19 protein-coding genes and 1 pseudogene are annotated in these 23,949 nt (G+C 72.7%); 9 read left to right on the forward strand and 11 right to left on the reverse strand.

The window, feature by feature from the left end; all coding sequences use genetic code 11:
- Positions 1 to 350: 350 nt before the first annotated feature.
- On the reverse strand, positions 351 to 2,414 hold the full coding sequence (locus tag BJ981_RS01885) for a hypothetical protein (RefSeq protein WP_184608013.1): 2,064 nt from the start codon (positions 2,412 to 2,414) through the stop codon (positions 351 to 353).
- 187 nt (positions 2,415 to 2,601) lie between these two features.
- Here BJ981_RS01885 and BJ981_RS01890 point away from each other — a divergent pair, with 187 nt between their 5' ends.
- From BJ981_RS01890 to BJ981_RS01915, 6 genes are all read left to right on the forward strand, one after another.
- Positions 2,602 to 4,209, forward strand: a complete 1,608-nt coding sequence (locus BJ981_RS01890; RefSeq protein ID WP_239139133.1) for a phospholipid carrier-dependent glycosyltransferase — start codon at positions 2,602 to 2,604, stop codon at positions 4,207 to 4,209.
- Between the two features lie 145 nt (positions 4,210 to 4,354).
- Entirely contained in the window at positions 4,355 to 6,178 is a 1,824-nt protein-coding gene (locus BJ981_RS01895; RefSeq protein WP_239139132.1) for an LCP family protein, read from the forward strand.
- 217 nt (positions 6,179 to 6,395) lie between these two features.
- The gene (locus tag BJ981_RS38965) at positions 6,396 to 8,339 is read left to right on the forward strand and encodes an acyltransferase family protein (RefSeq protein WP_184608014.1); all 1,944 of its coding nucleotides are present in this window, start codon (positions 6,396 to 6,398) and stop codon (positions 8,337 to 8,339) included.
- 80 nt (positions 8,340 to 8,419) lie between these two features.
- Positions 8,420 to 9,535, forward strand: coding sequence for a glycosyltransferase (locus BJ981_RS01905; protein WP_184608015.1), 1,116 nt, complete (start codon positions 8,420 to 8,422; stop codon positions 9,533 to 9,535).
- 63 nt (positions 9,536 to 9,598) lie between these two features.
- The gene (locus BJ981_RS01910) at positions 9,599 to 10,384 is read left to right on the forward strand and encodes an acetoacetate decarboxylase family protein (protein WP_184608016.1); all 786 of its coding nucleotides are present in this window, start codon (positions 9,599 to 9,601) and stop codon (positions 10,382 to 10,384) included.
- Between the two features lie 38 nt (positions 10,385 to 10,422).
- Positions 10,423 to 11,190: a nucleotidyltransferase domain-containing protein gene (locus BJ981_RS01915; RefSeq protein WP_184608017.1), complete on the forward strand. Its 768-nt coding sequence runs from the start codon at positions 10,423 to 10,425 to the stop codon at positions 11,188 to 11,190.
- A 5-nt stretch (positions 11,191 to 11,195) separates the two neighbouring features.
- Here BJ981_RS01915 and BJ981_RS01920 read toward each other — a convergent pair whose 3' ends face one another.
- On the reverse strand, positions 11,196 to 11,492 hold the full coding sequence (locus tag BJ981_RS01920) for a DUF397 domain-containing protein (protein ID WP_184608018.1): 297 nt from the start codon (positions 11,490 to 11,492) through the stop codon (positions 11,196 to 11,198).
- A 5-nt stretch (positions 11,493 to 11,497) separates the two neighbouring features.
- On the opposite strand from BJ981_RS01920, the gene BJ981_RS39585 reads away from it, so the two are divergent.
- Positions 11,498 to 12,055: an ATP-binding protein gene (locus tag BJ981_RS39585; protein WP_372436893.1), complete on the forward strand. Its 558-nt coding sequence runs from the start codon at positions 11,498 to 11,500 to the stop codon at positions 12,053 to 12,055.
- Between the two features lie 20 nt (positions 12,056 to 12,075).
- On the opposite strand, the gene BJ981_RS01930 is transcribed toward BJ981_RS39585, so the two are convergent.
- From BJ981_RS01930 to BJ981_RS01960, 7 genes are all read right to left on the reverse strand, one after another.
- Complete coding sequence (locus tag BJ981_RS01930) at positions 12,076 to 12,432, reverse strand: VOC family protein (protein WP_184608020.1); 357 nt, start codon at positions 12,430 to 12,432, stop codon at positions 12,076 to 12,078.
- Positions 12,433 to 12,555: 123 nt separating this feature from the next.
- Positions 12,556 to 13,434 (reverse strand): glycosyltransferase family 2 protein, encoded by an 879-nt coding sequence (locus BJ981_RS01935; RefSeq protein WP_372436892.1) that lies wholly within the window; start codon positions 13,432 to 13,434, stop codon positions 12,556 to 12,558.
- A gap of 225 nt (positions 13,435 to 13,659) precedes the next feature.
- A complete protein-coding gene (locus BJ981_RS01940) occupies positions 13,660 to 14,427 on the reverse strand; it encodes a CDP-alcohol phosphatidyltransferase family protein (RefSeq protein ID WP_184608022.1) in 768 nt (255 codons plus the stop codon).
- The gene (locus BJ981_RS01945; RefSeq protein ID WP_184608023.1) at positions 14,405 to 15,463 is read right to left on the reverse strand and encodes an iron-containing alcohol dehydrogenase family protein; all 1,059 of its coding nucleotides are present in this window, start codon (positions 15,461 to 15,463) and stop codon (positions 14,405 to 14,407) included. Before BJ981_RS01945 ends, BJ981_RS01940 begins: the two co-directional genes overlap by 23 nt.
- On the reverse strand, positions 15,451 to 16,185 hold the full coding sequence (locus BJ981_RS01950; RefSeq protein WP_184608024.1) for a phosphocholine cytidylyltransferase family protein: 735 nt from the start codon (positions 16,183 to 16,185) through the stop codon (positions 15,451 to 15,453). The genes BJ981_RS01945 and BJ981_RS01950 overlap by 13 nt, the downstream gene beginning before the upstream one ends.
- Positions 16,186 to 16,375: 190 nt before the next feature.
- Positions 16,376 to 17,044: a DUF5941 domain-containing protein gene (locus tag BJ981_RS01955; RefSeq protein ID WP_184608025.1), complete on the reverse strand. Its 669-nt coding sequence runs from the start codon at positions 17,042 to 17,044 to the stop codon at positions 16,376 to 16,378.
- 49 nt (positions 17,045 to 17,093) lie between these two features.
- On the reverse strand, positions 17,094 to 18,788 hold the full coding sequence (locus BJ981_RS01960; RefSeq protein ID WP_260324604.1) for a CDP-alcohol phosphatidyltransferase family protein: 1,695 nt from the start codon (positions 18,786 to 18,788) through the stop codon (positions 17,094 to 17,096).
- A gap of 365 nt (positions 18,789 to 19,153) precedes the next feature.
- On the opposite strand from BJ981_RS01960, the gene BJ981_RS01965 reads away from it, so the two are divergent.
- Entirely contained in the window at positions 19,154 to 20,443 is a 1,290-nt protein-coding gene (locus tag BJ981_RS01965) for a bifunctional cytidylyltransferase/SDR family oxidoreductase (RefSeq protein ID WP_239139131.1), read from the forward strand.
- Positions 20,444 to 20,450: 7 nt separating this feature from the next.
- Here BJ981_RS01965 and BJ981_RS01970 read toward each other — a convergent pair whose 3' ends face one another.
- Positions 20,451 to 21,491, reverse strand: a complete 1,041-nt coding sequence (locus BJ981_RS01970) for a glycosyltransferase family 2 protein (RefSeq protein ID WP_184615497.1) — start codon at positions 21,489 to 21,491, stop codon at positions 20,451 to 20,453.
- Positions 21,492 to 21,724: 233 nt separating this feature from the next.
- Here BJ981_RS01970 and BJ981_RS01975 point away from each other — a divergent pair.
- A pseudogene (locus BJ981_RS01975) lies at positions 21,725 to 22,927 on the forward strand (LCP family protein); the annotation flags it as partial.
- Here the strand turns inward: BJ981_RS01975 and BJ981_RS01980 are convergent.
- A complete protein-coding gene (locus BJ981_RS01980; protein ID WP_239139130.1) occupies positions 22,876 to 23,931 on the reverse strand; it encodes an RNA-guided endonuclease InsQ/TnpB family protein in 1,056 nt (351 codons plus the stop codon). The pseudogene BJ981_RS01975 and the gene BJ981_RS01980 overlap by 52 nt on opposite strands.
- Positions 23,932 to 23,949 lie beyond the last annotated feature (18 nt).

Here is a 23,949-nt window from a genome sequence, read left to right on the forward strand (position 1 = left end):
CAGTCTTTTCCGCCGCATCCCCACCTCACTCCGCCCGCCCCGCCCCCATGGGGCATGCGGGGGTGACGGCCCTGTCTACCAGGCCGTCCGGTGATTGCGCGGCGATTTCCCCATGCGGACCACGCCGTTGCGCATGCCTTCCCCCTTTTGCCGGAATTTCACCCCGCCCCACAGGCGGCGGGGCGGCTTTCCCCGAAATACGCCCACGCCGCCCCGGCCACGGCCCCCGGGAGGGCTCCGGCGACGCGTGAACCGGCCAGATCACCGGGTTTCCCGCCGAAGCGGCAAAGCTTTGCCCTGCTATACGGCGTGTAGTCACGCTCTCACGTTGAGGAAAGGAACGGCGGAGCCTACGGCGCGGTCATCCACACGGTGACGCTCAGGGACCAGGTGCCGTCGGGGGGGCTGATCAGGGAACGCTCGTCCTGGCGGGTTCGCAGGCGCAGGACCTCGGTGGCGGTGCCGTACGGGGCCAGCTGGCGGCGGTCGGCGGCGAGCAGGACCGGGCGGCGTCCGGCGGCGCGGATCCGCTCGACGAGGCGTTCGACCTCCGCGCGCGGCGCGACGTCGCCCCCGCCGCGGACCATCGCCGTGGGCGCGCCGCACATGCCGCGCACGACCTGGGGGAGCCGGTCGGCCGTCACCCGTTCGACGATCAGCACGGCGGCGTCGCGGGGAAGGGCGGCGCAGAGCCGGGCGACCTGCGCGGCCTCTCCCTGCTCGATCGGGGTGAAGGCCGTGCCGGCGGAGGTCACCGCGGCCGGGACGACGAGCAGCGCGCCCGCCGCGACCGCGCCCGCACGCAGCGCCCGCGCGCCGTACCCGGCGCGGCGCGCCCACGTCCACCCGGCCGCCACGGCCCAGACGGCGAGCACCACGAGGCCGGGTATCACCACCGGTACCAGCCGCCGGGAGGCGAACGGATGGTCGGGGGTGATGGCGGGCAGCCAGAGCGTCGTCACCGTCGTCCAGCCGACCAGCGCGAGCGGCAGCACCCAGGCGAACGCGCGGCCCCGCGCCATGCGGCCCGCGAGCACGGCCGCGCCGATCGTGGCCAGCGCCACGGCGGGCACGCCCAGGTACCAGATCACCCAGTACAGCGAGTCCTCGTAGTAGAGGCGGGTGCTGTCCGGGGGCAGGCCGTTGAACCGCTGCACCGACTCGATGAACGCCGCGTTGAACCTGTCGTCCGGGGTCGTGGGGATTCGGTGCACGGTCTGCAGCCAGGGGCGGGCGGCGAAGCCCGCCATCACCAGGACGACCAGCCCGCCCGCCAGCCCCGGCAGCGCCGTCCTCGCCCGGCGCGCCAGGCCGCCGGACCGGGCGGCGCCCCACGCGATGACCCGCGGGCCGAGCGCCGCCCCCACCGCCGTCAGCGCCAGCACGACCCCGCAGATGACCAGCAGCGGCGCCACCGACCCCGACAGGTATGCCAGGTAGGGACGGGCCAGCAGGAAGGCCGCGCCCAGCCCGGCGCCCGCCCCGGCGACCAGGCCCGCCAGCAGCCACGGCCCCATCGGCGCGTACGCCGCCGCCCGTCCCGGCACGCGGCGCATCGCGATCAGCAGGCCCGCGTAGGCCAGGACCGGCAGGACGTCGCGCAGGCCGTCGATCCTCACCAGGACGGCCAGCCCGAACACCAGCCCCGCCAGGGCCGCCGCGCGCGGGCGGCCGCGCGCGTCCAGGGTGAGCGCGATGCCGCCGAACAGCAGGATCAGCGAAGGGATCTCGCTCAGCGTCGTGCGCGAGGTGTAGAGGATCGGCAGCGCGACGGCGAACAGCAGCGCGCCGAGCGTGGCCCACCGCGCCCCGGCGAGCCGGGCGACGACCCCGGCGACGGTCAGCACGGCCAGCGCCCCGAGCACCGCGGGCGCCACCAGCAGGCCGTCCACCCCGGCGAGCCAGTGGCCGGGGGCGTACAGCAGCGGCGCGCCCGGCATGAACTGCGGCACCACCGCGCCGCCGTGGTCGTAGAGGCCCACGCTGTCGAAGCGCAGCGCCGGGTCGGGGCCGCCGAACGCCTCCGCCTGGTACGGGATGGGCAGCGAGCCGGTCCTGGCCAGCCAGACGGCGTACTGCGCGTAGGTGCTCGGATCTCTGCGGATGAGCAGTTGCTGGCTGTGGAAGAGCGCGTTGAACACCCCCGAGCCGAGCGCCACGGCCACCACGCCCGCGACCTGCCACGGGGCCGCCTCGGGAGCCCCGCGCGAGCGCCGCGCCGCGTACACGCACAGGGCGACGGCCGACGCCCCGCCGAGCACGAACGCGGGCAGCGGCCGGAACCAGCCGAGCAGCAGCAGAGGAAGGCCCGCGAGCAGCCACCCGGCCAGGGTGAGCGACGGCATGATCGTGACCGCGGCGAGCACCCGGCCCGCCGGCGGCCATCGCGCGTGGTCGCGCCAGGTTCCGTCCATGTTGCCGCGAGCCTAACCGCCACCCCGCCCAGGAGAGACCCGGCGCCAGTCCATAGGTCGCCCAACGGACGCCGCGCCGCTCCTCGGCGTACTCACCCGGCTGCTCCTCTCATAGGCTCGCCTCCGGCGACACAGGACGGGACGACGCGAGTACGGGCGCGCGCTCGCCGGAGCAGCGGGGGGATGAGTGGCAGCATCGGGGTGGATCACGGTCGTACGCCGGCGCCTGCGTCCGCGCGCCGCGGCCGCCGTCGCACCCGCCTCTCCCGATGATCCGGCCGCCACGACGACCGGCCCCCGCCCTGCGTCCGCCCCAGGTGGCAAGATCCACGAGCTCCGGGCCGGCGGCGGGCTACGCGCCACGGCCGGCCACCTGGCCGCCCGGGCCCGGCCGCACCGGGTGTTCCTCCTGCTCCTGGCGGTGGGCGCGGCGCTGCGGGCCGTGGCGATGCTCGGGTACCGGCCGGCGTTGTGGTTCCCGGACTCCTACACGTACGTGGTCACGGCGATGCGCCCGCGGCCCGATCTGGTGCGGCCCGCCGGGTATTCGATGTTCCTGCGCCTGCTGGAGCCGTTCCACGGGTTCATGGTGGTGACGGCCGTCCAGCACCTCATCGGCCTGGCGGTCGGGGTGCTGCTGTACGTCACGGTCCTGCGCGCGGGCGGGCCGCGCTGGGCGGCGGCCCTGGCCACGGTCCCGGCGCTGCTGGACGCCTACCAGATCCAGCTCGAACACCTGCTGGTGTCGGACTCGCTGTTCGCCCTGCTGGTCCTCGGGGGCGTGGTCGCGGCGTCGCGTCCCCCGACCTGGCGCTCGGCGTGCGCGGCGGGGCTGCTGCTGGCGGCGGCCACGCTGACCAGGACGGCGGGCCTTCCCCTGATCGGGCTCGTGACGTGCTGGCTGCTGGCGCGCGCGTGGACGTCCCGCCGGGGGGCGCGCCGGCGGCCGGTCGTGCTGGCCGGGCTGGCGCTGGTCGTGGCGCTGGTGCCGGTGGGGGCCTACGCGGGCTGGTTCGCCGCCACCTACCACCGGTTCGGCATCGTGGGGTCCAACGGGGTCTTCCTGTACTCGCGGACGATGGCGTTCGCCGACTGCGCCGTGATGCGCCCGCCCGCGGACCTCGCGGTGCTGTGCGACCCCACGCCCCCGGCGCGGCGCCCCCCGTCGCAGGAGTACATCTGGTCGGCGACCTCCCCGGTCGTGGCGCTGCCCGGCATCACCTTCACCGAGTCCACCGACCGGCTCGCGGGCCGGTTCGCCTCCCTGGCGATCCGCAGCCAGCCCTTCGACTACGCGGCGTCGGTGCTGGGCGAGGTCGCGCGGACGTTCGTCTGGGGCCGTCCGGTCTATCCGGACCGGGAGATCTACGGCTACTACCAGTTCCCGGCCGAGTCGCCCCCTCCGCCGGGGCGGTATCCGGCCACGGTCGGCGCCGAGTTCGCGGCGCGCTACGAGCGGGGGCCGATCGGCACGCGCCTGGTGGAGCCGTTCGCGGGGGTGATGCGGGCCTACCAGGACGTGGCGCGGCTGCCGGGAACGGTGCTGCTGCTGGTCATGCTGGCGCCGCCCGTCGTGGTGGCCGTGCGCCGGCGGCGGGGCGGGCGTACGGGGACGGCGTGGACGCTGCCGTGGCTCGGTTCGCTGGCCCTGCTGGCGATCCCGGCGGCCACGGCGCAGTTCGACTACCGGTACGTGCTGCCGGCGGTGCCGCTGGCGTGCCTGGCCGCGGCGCTGGTGGCGCGCGGCGGGGAGCCGCGGCGTGGCCGTCCTGCCGGATCGGCGAACTTCGAGTAAAGCCACGGATTACGATATTCCACCGAATATCCTCGCCTCAGTAAGCTGGGCCTCCCGGATCGACCCCTCTGGAGTACTCATGATCATGCGTCAATCACCCGATCATGGCCCCCAGAGCCGGGCCGATGACTAACCTCATGACGAAATGAGCGAGTACCGACACGCCCCGGTCAGGGAATACGGGGACGAGCCGCGGCAGCCCGGCCGCAGGAGCCGCGGCCGCACGCAGGCTCCTCCCGGCGCTCCTCCGCCGCCCGGAGGCGAGCGCGGCCGCCGTCACCGGGGCATCTCACAGGACCAGCTCGTCGCCGGCGCCGACGAGCCCCGGCCGTACAACGCCCACCCGCAGCCCGGCGGATACCCGGCGCGGGACTTCCCGCCCACCGACACCACGGTCGAGGCGCCGCGCCGCAGGAGCGGCGGCCCCTCCTTCCCGCCGCCCCCGCCCGAGGAACCTCCCGGGATGGAGAGGCAGGGCCCCGGCGGCGGGGGCCGCATGCGGGTGCTGGCATGGGTGAGCATCGCGCTCACCGGCGTCCTGGTCGCCGTGTCGCTGACCGGCTACACGCTCTACCGCAACGTGCTCGGCGCCGTGCGCACCGAGGACGTCAGCGGCGACCTCAACGCCAACCGCCCGGTCAACAGCAGCGGCGCGCTCAACGTGCTGCTCGTCGGCTCCGACTCGCGCGCGGGCGACAACAAGCGGTACGGCCAGCACATGCAGAACGAGGGCGAGCGCACCGACACGATCATCCTCCTGCACGTCTCGCCGAACCGCGACAAGGCGACGCTGATCAGCTTCCCGCGCGACTCGATGGTCCAGATCCCCGCCTGCAAGCACGTCAGGACCAAGGCGCCGCTCGCCCCACGCCTTGACATGATCAACTCGGCGTTCAACGAGGGCGGCATGGCCTGCACGATCAACACGGTCGAGGCCAACACCAACATCCGCGTCGACCACTACATCAAGGTCGACTTCACCGGGTTCAAGAGCATCGTGGACGCGCTCGGCGGCATCCAGATCTGCGTCCCGTCGGTCGTGAACGACAAGCAGGCCAAGCTGTACCTGCAGCCCGGCAAGCAGATCGTCAAGGGCGAGACCGCGCTCGCCTACGTCCGCGCCCGCCACGGCTTCGGGGACGGCAGCGACATCAACCGCATCAAGCGTCAGCAGATCTTCCTCTCCCAGGTGGTGAAGAAGGCGACCAGCGGCGACACCCTGACCAACCCCACCAAGCTGCTCGGCCTGGTCTCCGCCGCCGCCAAGTCGGTCGTGATGGACCCGCAGCTCGACGTCGACACGCTGATCCAGATCGCGCAGAGCGCCCGCAGCCTCACCGCGAAAGGCGTCAAGTTCGTCACGGTTCCCTGGCAGCCGTACCCGGCCGACAAGAACCGCGTCCAGTGGAAGCAGCCGGACGCCGGGCGCATGTTCGAGTCCCTGCGCAACGACATCGAGGTCACGCCCACGGCCAAGCCGAGCGCCGCGGCGTCGGGGTCCACGGCGCCGTCCAAGCCCGCGATCAAGCCCGGTCAGGTGCAGGTGCAGGTCGTCAACGGCACCAACACCGCGGGCAAGGCCAAGGAGGTCGCCGAGGCGCTGTCCGCCCAGGGCTTCAAGGTGACCCAGGTCGGCGACGCCCGGCAGGCCGACGGCACCGACCGGCCGCAGAGCATGGTCCTGTACAGCAAGAACGCCGCCGAGGGCGCCGACTACGCCGCACCGCTCGCCGCCAAGCTGATGACCAAGGTGACGCCCGCGGCCGGAAAGGTGAAGGCCGCGTCCATCACCCCCTTCACCCCCTCCGCGTCGTCCACTCCCCCGGCCGGCACGGCGGCCACGCCGGAGCCCGGCAGCCCGGTGATCCAGCTCGTGATCGGCGCCGACTTCAAGGGCGTGAAGGTTCCCGTGACGATCCCCGACAGCGCCCGCGTGGTGGACTCCAAGACCGACGTGTGCAGCACCTGAGCCCGCCGGACAGACGGCCCGGTCCCGCCGCGGGGCCGGGCCTTTTCATGATCGGTATCCTGTGAACACGGCTCTGCGCCGCGACAATCGCCGGTGAGGGCGTTATGGTGGATGATCTGGTCGGCCCGCCCCCGACGTTCCCATCCGCCACAAGACCCTAGGCCGTGCCGTCCAGACGCTACCCCTGGTCTCCCGACAGATAGCCGAGCTTTCCCCCGTGAGCGACACCAGATCCTCCTCCTTCCCGGTTCCGGCTCCCCGCGGGGACGACGCCTCCTCCGAGGCCGGTGAGACCACCGCCGCCGGCGGGCCAGAGGAGAGGCGGGCCGGTCCCGGACCGGAACCGTGGGCCGCGGAAGAGGACGCTCCGACGGCCCGCTGGCCCGTCCCCGACTACGCCGAGCCTCCGACCGGCGCCTGGGACCGCCCGCGCCCGCGAGTCGGCGACGACGGCCAGGGAGCGCTGTGGCCGGTCGCCGAGGCCCCCGCCCCGCACGACGACGACCCCGAGACGTTCACCTTCGACCGCCCCTCCTGGGACACCCCTCCGCAGCCTTCCGGCGCCCAGGCATGGGACCACGCCCAGACCTCGGCGCCTGAGGCATGGGACCAGACGGCCGCGCCGCGGCCGTGGGAGCAGCGGCAGGCGTCCGGTCCTCAGGGGTGGGACGCGCCCACCCCGCCCGCGGGACGGCCGCAGGCGCCGCCGCCCATCCCCGCGTGGGAGGCCCCCCCGCCGCGCACCCCCGAGTCCTCCGACGACGGCTTCTCGTACTGGGAGCGTCCCCAGGTCCCGCGAACGTCCGCGTCCGCCCCGCCGGTCCAGGAGGCCGCCCCCGGCGTGCGGGGCTTCCACACCCCGCGCCATGGCGGCGCGCCCGCGCCGTCCGTCCCTGCCGGAGTTCCCGGACCGATGGGCCCGGACGGCGTCCCTGGGCCATACGGCCCGGCCGGAGCCCCGGGACAGTACGGCCCCACCGGAACGCCAGGGCAGTACGGCCCCGCAGGAGTCCCCGCGGCGTACCGCCAGGGCGACGCCCACGCGCCGTACGGCCAGGCCGGCGTCCCCGGGCCGCGCGCCGGGGAGGCCGCGTGGGACGCGCCCGCCCCCGAGGTCGAGCAGGCCGAGGCGGCCGAGCCCCCCGTCAAGCGCCCCCGCGAGCCGTACCTCGACAACGTCAAGTTCCTGCTCATCGCGCTGGTCCCGATGGGGCACGCCCTGGTTCCCACCTTGGCGACGCATTCGTCCCGCTCGGCGTACCTGTTCATCTACGTGTTCCACATGCCGCTGTTCGTGCTCGTCAGCGGCTACCTGAGCAGGAACTTCTGGAACTCCAACGCCAAGACGAACAAGCTGGTCGACACCTTCCTCATGCCGTACGTCGTCGTGGAGGTCGGGTACGCCCTGCTCCGCTTCGCGTTCGGCCACAAGTTCAGCCTGACGATCATCGACCCGGCCTGGCTGAACTGGTACCTGCTGGCCCTGCTGCTGTGGCGCCTTTCCACCCCCGTGTGGAAGCGCATGCGCTATCCCTTGCCGATCGCCGTCGCGGTGTACCTGCTGGCGGGCCTGTCGGACCTGCCCGGCGACTTCAGCATGGACCGCTTCTTCGGGCTGATGCCGTTCTTCGTGCTCGGGCTCCTGCTGCAGCCGCACCACTTCGACATGCTCAACCGCCTCTGGGTGAAGATCGTCGCGGTGGTGGCGCTCGCGGGAGCGGCCGGGGTGGCGATCCTGATCTCCACGAAGGTCCCCCTCGACCCGATCTACTACAAGGACAGCTACGCCGACCTGCACCTGTCGTGGTGGCTGGGCATGGCGATGCGCGTCGGCCTGCTGGTCGCGGCCCTGGTGATCTCGGTGGCGATCCTGGCGCTGGTGCCGCGCAAGCGCACCTGGTTCACCGACCTCGGCACCCGCACCCTGTACTGCTACCTGCTGCACGGCGTGCCGGTGTACATCGCCAAGGAGATGGGCTGGCTGTCGTTCCCGTGGCTGCACGGGCCCCTCGGCGTCATGGCGATCGCGAGCAGCTCTTTCGCCCTGGCCATCGTGCTGTGCCTCCCGGAGACGCGCACGGTCTTCAAATGGCTGCTGGAGCCCCGCCTGACGTGGCTCTACCGCAGACCGTCGGCGCAGGCCAGTGCTCCCGAGCGCTAGGGGCGGATGTTCAGCGGCATTTTCACCCGGATTAACGAGGCGCATCCGGATCGGACGAGAACGGCACCCAACATCTACATATGAAGGTATGTGTCGGCACGATCGTCCACCACCCGGAGGACGCCCGGATCATGCACCGGCAGATCCGCGCCTTGCTCGACGCCGGGCACGCGGTGACGTACGTCGCGCCGTTCACCCACTGCAACGTCACCCCGCCCAGTGAGATCACCGCGATCGACGTGCCGCGCGCCGTCGGCCTGCGGCGGGGCCGGGCGCTGAACGCGGCGCGGCGCGCGCTGAGGAGGGGCGTCAAGGACGCCGACATCCTCCTCGTCCACGACATCGAACTGCTGCTGGCCCTGCCCCGGCGCCGGCCCACCACCGTGTGGGACGTGCACGAGGACCTGGTCGGCTCCCTCGACACCAAGGCGTACCTGCCGGGATCGGTCCGGCGGGCGCTTCCCCATATCGTCCGCCGCATCGAGGGCCGCGCCGAGCGGCGTCTGCACCTGATCCTCGCCGAGGCGGCCTACCGCGACCGCTTCTCCGGCGACCACCCGGTGATCCCCAACACGACGTACGTGCCCGCCACGCCGCCGCCACCGCCCGGCGCCGACCGGCTGGTGTACGTCGGCCACCTGTCCGAGGCCAGGGGCGCCCTGGAGATGATCGAGCTGGCCCGCAGGCTCCGGCCGGAGGGCGTCCGTCTCGACCTGATCGGCGCCGCCGACCCCGACATCCGTCCCGCGCTGCGCGACGGCCAGCGCCAGGGCCTGCTGGACTGGTACGGGTACGTGCCCAACGGGCACGCGCTGCGCATGGCCGAGGGGGCGCTCGCGGGGCTCTCGCTGCTGCACGACGTGCCCAACTACCGGCAGTCGCTTCCGACCAAGGTCATCGAGTACATGGCGCGGGGCATCCCCACGATCACCACCCCGCTGCCCATGGCGGCCTCGATCGTCGGCCGGTCCGACTGCGGGCTGATCGTCCCCTACGGCGACGTCGAGGCGGTCGCGCAGGCCGTGCTGCGACTGCGCGACGACCCCGAGCGCCGCACGGTGATGGGCGCCCGCGGCTACGCCGAGGCCCGCGGCCACTACCACTGGCCCGACCACGCCCGCGACTTCATCGCCCACCTGGAGGAATGGTCCCTCCCGGCCCCCTCCCCCGCCCTCCCTCGCGTCGTCCCCGCCTGACCCGCCCGCGGTCGGCCGGGGTACGGGTGGCGTCGCGCATCCCGGATTGGTGTACTGGGAGTCATGGCTAGCCATCTCGTCCAGGGGCGCGAGGTCACCCTGCCGGTGGAGATCAGAGACGCCACGGTCTGCGCGGCGGTCTACGCCGTCCGCGCCGACGCCGCCCGGGCCGTGCTCGCCTACTCCCCCGACATGGACGTCACCGAGTTCGTCCCCGGCAAGGCCCTGTGCGTGCTCCAGTTCATCCGCTACGACGACGGCGACCTCGGCTCCTACAACGAGTTCGGCGTCGGCTTCATGGTCCGCCCACCACACGCCCACGACCCCGCCTCCGGGGACGGTCCCGGCGCCTTCGCGCGGCGTCCGCGCACGGCCACCGGCACAGGCGTCCTGTCCCGCGTACGCGGCCTGCTCGGCGCGGGCATGTTCGTCCACTGGCTCCCCGTGGACCAACGCTTCACGATGGAGGCCGGCCGCACGATCTGGGGCTTCCCGAAGGAACTGGCCGAGATCGACCTGCGCCTGTCCTCCCCGTACAAGCGGTGCATCCTCCGCAAGGACGGACGCCTCGTCCTCGACCTGCTGATCCGCCCCGGCATGCCGCTCCCGGCCCCCTCCGCCGACCTGACGGCCTACACCCACCTCGACGACACCACCCGCCGCATCCGCTGCACGGCCCGCCCGCGAACCGTCCACGCCCGCCCGGGCGGCGCCCTGATCAGGCTGGGCAACCACCCGATCGCCAAGGAACTCAGCGAACTCGGCCTCCCCAAACACGCCCTCCTGACCGCCACGATCACCCACACGACCGTGACCATCCCCGAGGCGGAACCCCTGCCGCGCATCTGAGCGAACTCGCCATGCCGCACGGCCGATAGCGTGGGCCGATGACGGTTCAGCAGGACGAGGGCTTCGCGGCGCGCGTCGGAGGGCGACTGGCGGAACTGCCATATGTGGAGGCGGTCGCGCTGGGAGGTTCCCGGGCCTCGGGGACGCATGCGCCGGACAGTGACTGGGACTTCGCGGTCTACTATCGCGGGGCGTTCTCGCCAGAGTCGGTGCGGGCGCTCGGGTGGCCGGGCGAGGTGTCCGAGATCGGCGGCTGGGGTGGCGGCGTCTACAACGGGGGCGCGTGGCTGGAGGTGGACGGCCGTCGCGTGGACCTGCACTACCGGGACCTGGACGATGTCGAGTTCCACCTCGCCGAGGCGCGTGAGGGCCGTTTCCGGGTCGAGCGGCTGCTCTTCCACCTGGCCGGGATCCCGACGTACATCGTGGTCGCCGAGCTGGCCCTCGCCCGGGTGCTCCACGGGGAACTCCCCCGTCCCGAATACCCGGAGCCCCTCAAGCGCGAGGCGGCCGAGCGATGGTGGGGCGACGCGCAGGCGACCCTCGCCTACGCCCGTACCGCCCACGCCCCCCGCGGCCACCTGACCGACTGCGCGGGCGCCCTCACCACCGCCGCCTGCCAGACCGCCCACGCCATCCTGGCCTCCAAGGGCCACTGGGTGACCAACGAGAAAACCCTCCTCGACCAGGCCGCCCTGAGACCGATCGACCACATCCTCACCGACCTCACCCCCACCCCGACCGCCCTGACAACCGCCCTCAACGAGGCGACGACGTTCCTCGAAGCCGCGCTCACCCTGCCCTAGTCGGGTCAGGAGAGCCCTGACTTGATCCCAGCCGTGAACTCTCGCCAGCTTGTAGCAGAAACCTTCATCACCGGACCGCCAGGATCCTTGCTGTCACGTACCCCATGATCACCACCTGGTATGTACGCCACCTCGACGCAGTTGTCGCCGGCCGCGCTGAAAGTGCTCTTACGCCACGTCAACGGCTTTGTCGCGTCCACCGCGTCCACCTCTACGGTTTTAGTCGGTCTGCGAGTTGTTTCGTCGTCATCCAGCACCTGGCCCGCTTTGAAGATCGCCAGACGGGCTACGTACCGTCGCATGGGACCTGCCGCATGACCGCGCGGCGGTGGGCAGGGCACGGAAGGTGGCCGGCGAGGTCCTCGTCCGATGGGGCTACGGAGATCTTGCCGACGACGTCATCCTGGTGATCGGCGAACTGCTCGGAAACGCCGTCTCACATGGTGCGCCACCGTTCAGGCTGTCCTTGTGGGCGACCACGAGCGATCTCTGCGTACGCGTCACCGACCATGGCCTTGGCATCCCGCGACGACTTCATCTCACACTGGAGGCCGTGCACGGCCGAGGGCTCTCCATCGTCGCGGCGCTGGCCCACGAGTTCGGTGTGATTCCCCTGCCTGATCCTCCGGGAAAGATCGTGTGGGCGCGCTGGAGAACGCCCTCCGGGAGTGGGAGACCACCTTCGGGCGCCGGATGTCACCGTCCTCAAGTCCCTGCCTCCGGAGACGCCACCTGGCCGTGCGGGGAGCTCGAGGGGCGGCAGCCCCTCGATCGGGGGGTCGAAGGGGGGCGGAGCCTCCCCTGGGAAACGCAGCCCGAGCCGGAGCGCCCCCAGGGCGCGGAGGTGAGGACCGATTGCCGGTGAGGACCGGTTGCCGGGCGGGGTCAGGGGTGGCTGAGGATGTTGAGGATGCGGCCGTTGGGGTCGCGGGTGAAGAAGCGGCGGACGCCCCAGGGCTCGTTTTGGAGGGGGTGGACGATCTCGGCGCCGGAGGCGCGTACGGCCTCGTAGACGGCGTCGACGTCGTCCACCTCGATGCTCACGTCCGCCACTACGGGCGCGGTCTCGTCGTGGGTGAAGACGCTGAGCTGGGCGAGCGGCTCCGTGGGGGAGGCGAAGGTCGCGATCCAGCCGTGGTTCATGACCTCTTGCAGGCCGAGCAGACCGTAGAACTCGGCGCTGCTCGCCAGGGCCTCGGGTGACGACGCGTGGATGTTGGGCACGATCCTGCGGACGGACATCGGCGGAGCCTCCTTGGCGGGTGGAGGACGGTCACGGGGCCGTCCCGTCGCGGGCTCGCACGATCAGGTGCGGGCCTGGATGTGGTGTCCAGGCCCGATCACCGTACAAGCGGCCCCGGAGCGTCAGACGATCGGGGGGCGGCCGAGGCGGAGCATGCGCCAGGCCGTGCGCCAGGCCATGGGGCGGCGTTCGCCCGCGGGCTCGCGCAGGCCCTCCATGAAGCCGCCGAACCAGGCGCGGATCGCCGCGGCGGACCTCTCGCGCAGCAGCGTGAGGAGGATCCAGTTCAGGAGGTACAGCGTGGCCAGCGGCCAGGGGAGGTTGCGGCGGGCCAGCCAGACGCGGTTGCGCGCGTTGAGCCGGTGGAAGCCGGTGTGCCGGGTGGGCGGCGTGCGCGGGTGGTACATGACGGCGTCGGCGTCGTACTCGATGCGGTAGCCCTCGCCGAGCAGGCGCCACGCCAGGTCGGTCTCCTCGTGCGCGTAGAAGAACCGTCCGGGCAGGCCGCCGACCTGGAGGAAGGCCGCGCGCCTGATCGCGCAGGCGCCGCCGAGGAAGGTGGTGACCGGGGAGGACCGCTGCGGGTCGCCGGCGCGCAGCCGGGGGACGTGCCGCCGCTGGCCGCTGCCGCTCTCGGGGTCCATGACGCGGAAGGAGATGACCGCGAGGTCCGGCTCGGCGGCGAACCGCTCGCGGATGTGCGCCGCGAGCTTGTCGTCGGCGTACCAGCCGTCGTCATCGAGGAACATCACGACGTCGCCGCTGCACTCGCGCACGCCGTGGTTGCGTCCCTCCGGGATGCCGACGTTGTCCGGGATGCGGACCGTCCTCACGGAGGCGGCGCCGGTGCGCGGCGCGACGGCGAGGGCGGGGACGTCCGCGCCGTTGCCGACGATGACCACCTCGACGTCGCCGTCGGTCTGCATCAGCACGGACTCGACCGCGCGGTCGAGCTCGGCGACCCTGTTGCCCATGGTGAGGATGACACACGAGATCTTCAACGCGTCATCGCCCCGACGCATGGAGAACGCATGTGCTCATGATCACCGAGTCTGTGTAAGCGGGGGATCCCGATCTTGTCTGCATACTGCGAAATAAGCGTATCGGAACTACCAGGAAACCCCCACCGAACAGTAGATGCCGATCCGGCGGCGACTCTTGACAAGCTTTCACCCGATAGATGTACGACGTCGGTGAGCCGCCGGCGGTTCCGAGACGTTGTCATGTCAGGCGAGCCGCCGGGACGCGAGGATGCTGACCAGGTGAAGGACGGTCTGCAGGCCCGCGAACACCACGCAGGCGACGGTGAGGACCTGCGTCGCGGCCAGGCCGCCCGCGAGGGCGTCCCAGAGCGCGGCGACCACGACCAGGAGCGAGAGCTCCACGGCCTGGAAGATCCGGTGGAAGCGCAGCGCCGCCGCGACCTTGCGCGCCGCGCCGAGCCGCCGGGACCGGAACTGCTCGGCCGCCGCCTCGGTGGTGGCGACCAGCCCGGAGCGGGCGCGGGCGACGTCCACGAGGTCGGTCTCGGACTTGATGAGGATGGCCCCGAGCGCGGCGCCGACGCCGAGCACGGTGTACCAGTCGGGCAGCGTGGCCGAGGCCCGGAAGCCGAGGCCGATCAGCAGGGCCGCCTCGGCGAAGTAGTGGCCGACCCGGTCCAGGTAGACGCCGGTGATCGAGGTGCGGTGCGTCCACCGGGCCAGTTCGCCGTCGGAGCAGTCGAGCAGCAGGTACACCTGGATGAGGAGGGCCGCCGCGACGGCCGCCCACAGCCCCGGAACGGCCAGCACGACCCCGGCCAGCACCCCCGAGACGATCATGAGGCCGGTGACCTGGTTGGGGGTGATCGCGGTGCGCGCCAGCGCCCACGTCACGTAGATCGACAGCTTGCGCATGTACAGCGACCCGGCCCAGTGTTCGCCGGAGTTGCGGCCCATGGTGGTCTGCGGCTGGGCGACCGCGCGCAGCTCAACGACCGACGGCCCGGACATACTGCTCCACCCGGTCGCGCACCTCGGGCCCGGACAGGCGCAGGTGCTCAAGGATCGTGTACCGTCCCGGACGCGTCGAGGGCGCGAGCTCCACGGCGGCGCAGAACTGCTCCGTCGTCAGCCCGACGTCGCCGGGGGTGACCGGAAGGTCGTGGGAGCGCAGGCAGCCGACCAGCAGCGAGAGCGACCGCTCGTCCTCGCGCAGGTAGGCGCAGAAGGCGGCTCCGATGCCGGCCAGCTCGCCGTGGTTGGACGTGCCCGGGTAGAGCTGGTCGATGGCGTGCAGGATCTCGTGGTCGCCGCCGCTGCTCGGCCGGGAGGACCCGGCCACGACCATGGCCATGCCGGAGAGGATCAGCGACTCGGCGAGCACGGTGAGGAAGGCGTCGGACTCGATGGAATCGTCCCGGCCGAGCACGGCCTCGGCGGCGGTGCGGGCCATGGAGACGGCCAGGCCGTCGATCGGCTCGCCGCGTTCCACGTTGCCGAGCTGCCAGTCGTCGATGGCGGACAGGTTGCTCACCACGTCGCCCACGCCGGCCCGCACGAGCCGCCCGGGCGCGTCGCGCACGAAGTCGAGGTCCACGAGCAGGGCCAGGGGCATGGGGACGCCGAACGAGCCCTTGCCGGCCTCGTGCTCCAGGGAGGAGACCGGCGAGCAGATGCCGTCGTGCGAGAGGTTGGTCGCCACGGCGACCATGGGGATGCCGGCGAGCGAGGCGGCGTACTTGGTGACGTCGATCGTCTTGCCGCCGCCGATGCCCACCACGGCCTCGTAGGCGCCCTTGCGCAGGTCGCCGCCGAGCGAGACGGCCGCGTCCACCGAGCCGTCGGGGACGCGGAAGACCTCGGCCTCGCCGAGGGTGGGGGTGATCAGGCCGGTGATGTGGTCGCCCTGGCCCGACCCGACGGCGACCGCGACGCGGCCGGAGGTCGCCACGCGGCTGTCGGCCAGCAGGGCGCCGAGGTGGGCCACCGCGCCCCTGCGGACCTCGACGGTGAGGGGGGCGGTGAGCATGCGGGCTAGTAGAGGCATGCGATCTCCCTGGCCTTGGCGAGGTCGTCGTGGTTGTCGACCTCGACCCAGTCGACCTTGCCGATGGGAGCGACCGCGATCTTCTCGCCGCGGGAGACCATCTCGCCGTAGCCGTCCTCGTAGTAGAGCTGCGGATCGCGCTCGAAGGTGGCCTTCAGGGCGTCGGCGAGCCGCGCGGCGGCGCCGGGGCGGATCAGCGTGGCGCCGATGTACTCGCCGTAGGCCTCGGCGGGGTCCATCAGCTTGGTGATGCGGCGAAGGTGGCCCTCGTCGTCCAGGGTGACCTTCATCTCCTCGTCCGCGAGCGTCTTGACGTCGTCCACGGCCAGCAGGATGTCGCTGGTGACCGGGGCGTCCAGGAGCGTGCGCTCGACCGAGACGGGGTGGACGGTGTCGCCGTTGACCAGCAGCGCGCCCGAGGAGAAGTGATCACGCGCGCACCACAGCGAGTAGGCGTTGTTCCACTCTTCGGCCTTGTCGTTGTGCACGAGGGTGAGCGTCACGCCGTGCCGCCGCTCCAGCTCGGCCTTGCGCTCGTGGACCGCACCCGCGGCGTAGCCGACGATCACCACGACCTCGCGGAGGTCCACCGCCGCGAGGTTCCGCAGCGCGATGTCCAGGATCGTGGTCTCTCCGTCGACCGGCACGAGCGCCTTGGGCAGCGTGTCGGTGTACGGCCGCAGGCGACGCCCGGCGCCGGCGGCCAGCACCATTCCCAGCAACGTGCACTCCTCAGTCTGGCGAAAATCTGTAGGCCAAAGGTTAGTTGCCTGGAGGTGGTGATCGTGTAATCGGGAGTTCACCTATTCGATTACGAGACCCGTTGTTGGCAATGGCCGGCACCACAGGTGCGACGAAAGCGACACAAGGGACGCCTGAGCCGTCCAGGGTGACGTCCGGGCAAAGGACGGATCAGTCCTGGCCGCCGAGATCGGCCGCCTCGACGCCGGACCTGGGGGCGGCGAGCCAGCAGGTGACGCTCTCCCAGAAGAACAGCGCGATCAGGTAGAGCGCGGCGAGCACGAAGACGGCCGTCACGACGCCCAGGAGGGCGCCCATGGCGATCAGCAGCATACGCCCTTCCCAGCCGAGCCCCGCCGAGGCGAGCCAGGCGGGCGGGTAGACGTGCTGGCGGCAGCGGTAGACGACGTCGTAGTGGTGGAAGAGGACGGCGCCGAGCAGGGCGAGCACCAGGAAGCGGGGGACGTCCCACGCGAAGCCGACGCAGGCGATGAAGCCGTACTCGGTGAGGCGGAGGATCGGCGGGACGAGCCAGTCCAGCCGTCCGTCGTGCTGGTGGGAGCTGCCGGGCCCGGCGAGCATCAGGGCCACGGCGGGCGCGAAGACGGCCGGGCCGTCGGCGCCGGCCACCCCGAGGAAGAGCATCACGCCGGTGACGAAGGCCCCCGCGATGGCGGGCGGCAGCGGAGGGAGCTGCCCGGCGACGAGGACGCCCATGCCGCGCGCGAGCACGCCGTCGTCGCGGTAGGTCACCACGGAGCTGCGCGGCACCCGCGTCATGTGCACGGTGTTCGCCGCGCTCTCGTGGCCCGCCGGGCCCACACGGTTCACGCTGTTCATGGGGCGACCTCACGATCCCGCGCCGGGACCGGCGCGGAGACGGGTGACATCAGAAGGACCTCGCGATCCTGCCGGTGAGCGTGTAGAGGGCGGCCAGGCCGCCCCAGGCGAGCAGCGCCAGGAACGTGACCCTGGCGTTGAACAGGGCGGCCGTGACGGCGATCAGGGCCATGCGCTCGCCGATGGGCAGGACGATGACCTGGCGGAGCCGGCGCGCGGCGGTGTTCCCGTCGAGCCGCGCCGAGACGCCCTCGACGGCGCCGCCGCGCCGCCGGGCCGTGCCGCCGGCCTCGGCCCGGGAGTCGGCGAAGGAGAAGTCGACCATGTGGCGCACCGACTGCAGCAGCATGGCGGCGATGGCCATGGCCCAGACGCCCTCCGGCCCGAGGACGCCGCCGTCCACGGCCCCCGCGTAGCCCACGGCGAGCCCGACGTACACGACGTACTCCTTGACGCGGTCGAAGGTGGCGTCCAGCCAGGCGCCGATCGGCGAGAACGTGCGCGTGTAGCGGGCGAGCTGGCCGTCCACGCAGTCGAGCACGAACGACAGGTACAGCAGCGCGGCCCCGGCGACCTGGGCGCGGCGCTCGCCGGCCGAGAACGCCACCGCGGCGAGGCCCGCCAGGCCGACGGACAAGCCGGTCACGGCGTTGGGCGTGAGGCCGAGCCGCGCCGCGGCCCGCACCAGGTGGCCGGACCAGGAGCTGACCAGGTACGTGGCGACGGGACCGTCGTCGGACTTGATGGCGGCCCGGAGGCGCGCGTGGCCCTCGTCGACCTCGCGCAGCCGGGCGATGGCGGCGTCGGCGCCGCTCTGGCCGGTGACGCGCTCGCAGTGGAGCCCGCCGAGCGGCGTCGCGCGCACCGGCACGCCGACCCGCACGAGCCCGGCCAGCAGCAGGGCCGTGACCTCGGCGTCGCCGGCCTCGCCGAGGCGGCGGTCCTGGGCGAGGTTGGCCAGCTCGTCGGCGACGTCGGCGAAGCTGTCCAGGTCGGCCTCTGCGATGTGCACGACGCCGCGGAAGGCGCCGTTCGGGCCGCTGACGGTGTGGAAGGAGTTGCCCGCGGCGACGATCCGGCCGCGCTCGTACCTGACCGGCGGCAGGGTGGGGTCGCCGTCGGCGTACCCGGGGGTCACCAGCGCGCCGGTGCCGTGGGCGGGGTCGGCCAGGAGGAGGGCGAGGGCCTCGGTGTGGGCGACCAGGTCGCCGGGGAGCACGGCGACCGGCCCGGAGCCGGAGCGGGCGAGCGCGGCCACCGCGCGAAGGTCGCCGATGAGGCCGCCGCTGCGGGTGGCCCGCGGCCCGACGCCGTTCAGGGCGACGGGAGGGAGGGCGGTCGCCGGCTCGGCCAGGGGCGCGGTCACCGGCTCGGCGAGGCCGGGCGGCACGGGCGGGGCGGCGGATTCGGTGAGCTCGGACGGCTCGGGGAGCCGGGGCGGCGGAGGCGTCGTGGCGGCGCGCGGCGCCGGGTCGGCCGCGGGCTCGGCGACGAGCACGGCGGGGCGCGCCGGCGCGGGGGCCGTCCGGGGAGGGTCGGCGGACCTGGTGACGATGTGCACCGCGCCCGCGTGTAGCGTGACGAGTTGCCCGGACAGGCGATCGGTCAGGGTGCCTTCCGCGCACGTCAGGCGCGTGGCCGGGGTCGTGGCGAGCACCACGGCCACGGGCGCCTTGGGGCGGGGCGGAGCCGCCTGACCCGATGCCGGGGGCCGCGCGGGGGGCGGGGACGCGGATTCGGGCAACCGGGGTCTCCTTCCGCGACCGGGGATCGTCCACCCCGCAACGTAACCGAGCGCTCACAGCCATGCAATCCAATCCGGCGCGTTCGCCCGGCGCGCCGCTGGTGGTAGCGCCGATCGGACGGCACGGCGCCCGCCGCGGCGGTGACGGAGCGCGACGATCGTCCGGGTTCGGGGGTGTTGGAGCGGGTTGGCCGGTTGGTCACCGGGGTCGTGCATCACCGGAGGAGAGCCGGGCCGGTGACGAGAGCAGGTGTGGAAAGCAGTGGCCAAGACCAGTAATACAGGAAGAACGCGATCAGGGACACAGGCCCCGCGCCGCGCGGACGTCCTGCCCTAGGAACCGGAAGAAACGGAGAACTCTTACCTTGGCCACACCGGGACCGGAACCACGCCGGCGGACCGTAGGAGTCGTCCTCGCGGGCGGCGTCGGGCAGCGGATGGGGCACGGGACCCCCAAGCAACTGCTCCGGCTCGCCGGGCGGACGATCATCGAGCACACGCTGGCCGTCTTCGAGGCCGCGCCGGAGATCGACGAGATCGTGGTGCTGATGACGCCCGGCTTCACCGCCGAGGTGGAGGACCTCGTCGCGCGGCGCGGCTTCCGCAAGGTCGCCGCGGTCGTCGAGGGCGGCGCGACGCGCACCGAGTCCACGTGGCGTGCCCTGCGGGCGCTCGGCCCCGGGGAGTGCGACGTGCTGCTGCACGACGCCGTGCGGCCGCTGGTGGAGCCGCGCGTCATCGCCGGCTGCGCCGAGGCCCTGCGGACGCGCCCGGCGATCGTCGCCGCCATCCCCTCCTCCGACACGATCATGGTGGTGGGGCCGGGCGAGGGGGGCGAGGTGGTCGAGGAGATCCCCGACCGCGCGCGGCTGCGGCGCGTGCAGACCCCGCAGGGGTTCCGGCTGTCGCTGATCCGCGACGCCTACGAGCGGGCGTTCGCCGACCCGGACTTCCCGAGCCGTCCCGCGACCGACGACTGCGGGGTGGTGCTGCGCTACCGCCCGGACGCCCCGATCTTCGTCGTGCCGGGCAGCGAGCACAACATGAAGGTCACCCATCCGGTGGACATCCCCATCGCCGAGAGCCTCCTCCGGCTCGTCCCTGCCGCCCTGCCCCTGCCCGGCCCCGGCGCGCTGGACGGCACGACGGTCGTGGTCTTCGGCGACGCCGGCGTCGCGGCCGTGGCCGGCGGGTGCGGCGCGGACGTCCACGCGTTCTCGCGCGAGGACGTGCGGGTCGAGGACGCCGCCGCGGTGGCGGAGGCGCTGGCGCGCGCGGCCAAGGACGCCGGGCGCGTCGACCACGTGGTGTGCGGCGCGCCGGACTCCCCCGCCGACGCGGTCGCCGTGGGCCACCTGGGCGCCCTGAACGTCGCCGGGGCGGCCGAGGGGTACCTGCGCGAGAGCCGGGGCCACCTGCTGCTGCGCGCGCCCGCCCTGCCCCCAGGAGAGCCCGCGCTGGAGGCGTCCGTGACGGGCGCGGTGACCGCGCTCACCGAAGCCCTGGCGCGCGCGTGGGCGCCGGAGGGGGTGCGCGTGAACTGCCTGCGCCCCGTCCGGGACCTCGCCGCGCCGCGGGACGCCGCGCGGGCCGCCGCCGGCGTGCTGCTGTCGGACCTGACCGGTCAGGTCGTCGACGTCTCCCCCGGCGTCTGAGACGCGCTCAGAGGCCCGCGCCGTCCCGCGCGGGCCTGCTGAGTCTCGGCGGGCTGGTCAGGAAGCCCCAGCCCCAGGACAGGTGCATGGTGGCGTACACGACCGGCAGCCGGGCCAGCGCGGCCGTGGACAGACCACGGCCGGTCAGGACCGAGCCCGCGAGGATCGCCACGGCGTAGCCGCCCGGGATCAGCAGGCCGGGCCAGAAGAACGGCGAGACGACCAGCCCCAGCAGCATCGCCACCACGGCGACGGGCGGCGCCAGGTAGCGCAGGTTGATCGTGCCCTCGTGGGTGCGGGCGACGACCCGGCGCCAGCGGCCGTAGTGGAAGTACTGCTTGGCCAGGGCCTTGACCGTCGGCCGCGGCCGGTAGGACACGCGCATGCGCGGCTGGAACCACACCAAACCCCCGGTCTCGCGGATGCGGTGGTTCATCTCCCAGTCCTGCGCGCGCTGGAAGTGCTCGTCGTACCCGCCGACGCGGGCCAGCGCCTCGCGGCGGAACACGCCGAGGTACACGGTGTCGGCGGGCCCGGGCTCGCCGCCGGTGTGGAACCGGGCGTTGCCCACGCCGATCCTGGAGGTCATGGCGCAGGCGACGGCCTTCTCGAACGGGGTGACGCCCTCGGCGGCCATGATGCCGCCCACGTTGTCGGCGCCGGTCTGTTCGAGCGTCTCGACCGCGACCCGCAGGTAGTCCTCCGGGAGCATGGCGTGGCCGTCGACCCGGGCGATGATGCCGCTCCGCGCCGCGCCGATGGCGGCGTTCAGCGCGTTCGGCGTCCTGCCGGTGGGGTTGGGCACGACCGTCACGCGGGGGTCCTCGGCCGCGAGGGCGTCGGCGACCTCCTGCGTACGGTCATGGGACGGGCCCACGGCGAGGACGACCTCGATGGGGCCGTCGTAGCGCTGCGCGAGCACCTGGTGCACGGCCTCACGCAGGTGGCGCTCCTCGTTGAGCACCGGCATGACGACCGAGATGGGCGGCCAGACGCGCGTGGTGGGGCTTGTCCGGCTTGTTCGTGGCGAGTCGGGGAACTCCTTCATGGCGGCGCTCACGCTACTGTACGAGCGGGTGGGGACGGCAACCCACGGGCGCGCGGGAACGTCCTCACCGGTGACGCGTTCTCGTCCTTGAGGGGGACACCACGGTGAGCGACGACGAGTCCGCCGTCCACGTGGGCGGCGACGCGTACGGCGGGGTGCGGCTGAACCAGCGCCGTACGCGGCGGGCGCGGGCGGGCGCGCGCGCGGTGACGATCACCGGGGCGCTGTCGGCGATGGTGCTGGCCGGGTCCGGCGTGCTGTGGTTCCTCTCGACGTACGCGACCAGCCAGATCAAGTCCGTGAACGCGGGGACGGCCGGGTCCGACCCGCGTGGCGCGATGAACATCCTGCTGGTCGGGGTGGACAAGCGCGACGACCTCACGCGCCAGGAGCAGAACCGCCTGCACCTCGGCCGCGAGGTCGGGCAGCGCAGCGACACGATGATGGTGATCCACCTCTCGGAGGACCACGGCAAGGTCACCGTGGTCAGCCTGCCCCGGGACAGCTGGGTGGACATCCCCGGCAAGGGCTCCCACAAGATCAACTCGGCGTACTCGATGGGCGGCGCGCCGCTGGCCGTCCGCACCGTGCAGAACGCCACGGGGCTGACCATCAACCACTACGTCGAGGTCAACGTCCTCGGCTTCATCAGGGTCGTGGACGCCCTCGGCGGGGTCTCGGTGTGCACACCGGTCGCCATCGACGACCAGCACACCGGGTTCAAGCTCCAGCCGGGCACCTACGAGCTCGACGGGGCCAAGGCGCTGTTCTACGCCCGCACCCGGGCCACCGCGCGCTCCGACCTCGACCGCATCGACCGCCAGCAGCAGGTCATCTCGGCCCTGCTGCACCGGGCGCTCAGCGGCGGCACCCTGGCCAACCCGGCCAAGCTGACCGGGCTGGTCGGTTCGACGCTGAAGACGCTGACCGTGGACGAGAAGCTGTCCAAGGACCTGCTGGGGCTGGCCGACCAGCTCAAGGACGTCTCGACCGACGACGTCGCCTTCGCCACCGTGCCGCTCGCGGACGTGAACTACCGCGCGCCGACCGGGGAGTCCGCGGTGCTGTGGGACAAGGCGGCGGCGCGCGACCTGTTCCGGCGGATCGGCGACGACGTGCCGCTGGTCAAGCCCGTGAAGTCCCAGCGGCCCTCGTCCACGCCGTCCTCGTCTCCCACCGCGGGCGACTCGGCGGGCGACTCCGGCGGCGCCTCCGACGAGGAGCTGACCGTGCCGCCGGAGCGCATCGCGGTCAAGGTGATCAACGGCACGTCCATCGCGGGTCTCGGCGCGCGCACCAAGGCCGAGCTGGTCAAGGCGGGGTTCCAGGTGCCGGCCGCGCCCGGCGACACCGCCACCAGGAACTACACCGACCCCGTGGTCCGCTACCCGGCCGGGCGCGAGGACTCGGCGCGCACGCTGGCCGCCGCCGTCCCCGGCGCCCAGCTGCGCGAGGCCGACGTCACCGGCATCGAGCTGATCGTGGGCACCAAGTACACCGGCGCCAAGAAGGTCACCATCAAGACCACCACGACGAGCACGGCCGCGCCGTCGGCCACGGTGACCCCCGCGGCGCGGACGGCCACCCAGAACATCTGCAAGAATTGACGCGCTCTCCGCCCTGAAGGCCGGGGATTCAGCCCGCACCGCGTCATGCGGCGCCTCTGTGGCTTCCTGTTTCGCCGGCCCACGCTCGCGTGCGCCTTGGCGACCCTGGCGATGGCCTTCTTCCGGTTGTTCGATCCCTTCGCTTTGCGGCTGAGAGCCTGCTGCGCCTTGCGCAGGCGTCGCTCAGCCCGGCGCAGGAATCGGGGATTGTCGATCTTCTGGCCGTCGGACAGTACGGCGAAGTGCGTCAGTCCGAGATCGATGCCGATCTCGCCCGCGACCTGGGGCAGCGGTTCATCGCTGGTGTCCACGACGAAGCTGGCGAAGTACCGCCCGGCCGCGTCCTTGATGACCGTCACCGAGGAAGGGGCCGACGGCAGTTCCCGTGACCAGCGCACCGGCACGTCACCGATCTTCGGCAGGCGGAGCCTCCCGCCCGGCGTGATCGAGAACCGGGCGTTCTTGGTGAACCGGACCGCCTGCCGTCTGTCGTTCTTCGATCGAAACCGGGGAGCGGCGAGTTTCGGCCCCTTGCGCCTGCCGGTGATGGAGGCGAAGAAGTTGCGGTAGGCGGTGTTGAGGTCGGCCAGGGCCTGCTGGAGCACGACAGCAGAGACCTCGCCCAGCCAGGCGCGTCCGGGAGTTTTCTTCGCCTCGGCGATGACCTGCTTGGACAGGTCTGCGTCGGAGAGGTACGGCAGGCCCGCCTCGCGGGCCTCGGTTCGTGCGCGCGGCCCGTCGTTGAACACCACCCGCGCACACCCGAACGCCCGCGCCAGGGCTTGGCACTGACCGGCGGCCGGGTAGAGGCGGTACCGGTAACGGAGCTGCACACCATGATGCTACGGATT

This window comes from Sphaerisporangium krabiense, from assembly GCF_014200435.1.
GTDB classification, from domain to species: Bacteria; Actinomycetota; Actinomycetes; order Streptosporangiales; family Streptosporangiaceae; genus Sphaerisporangium; species Sphaerisporangium krabiense.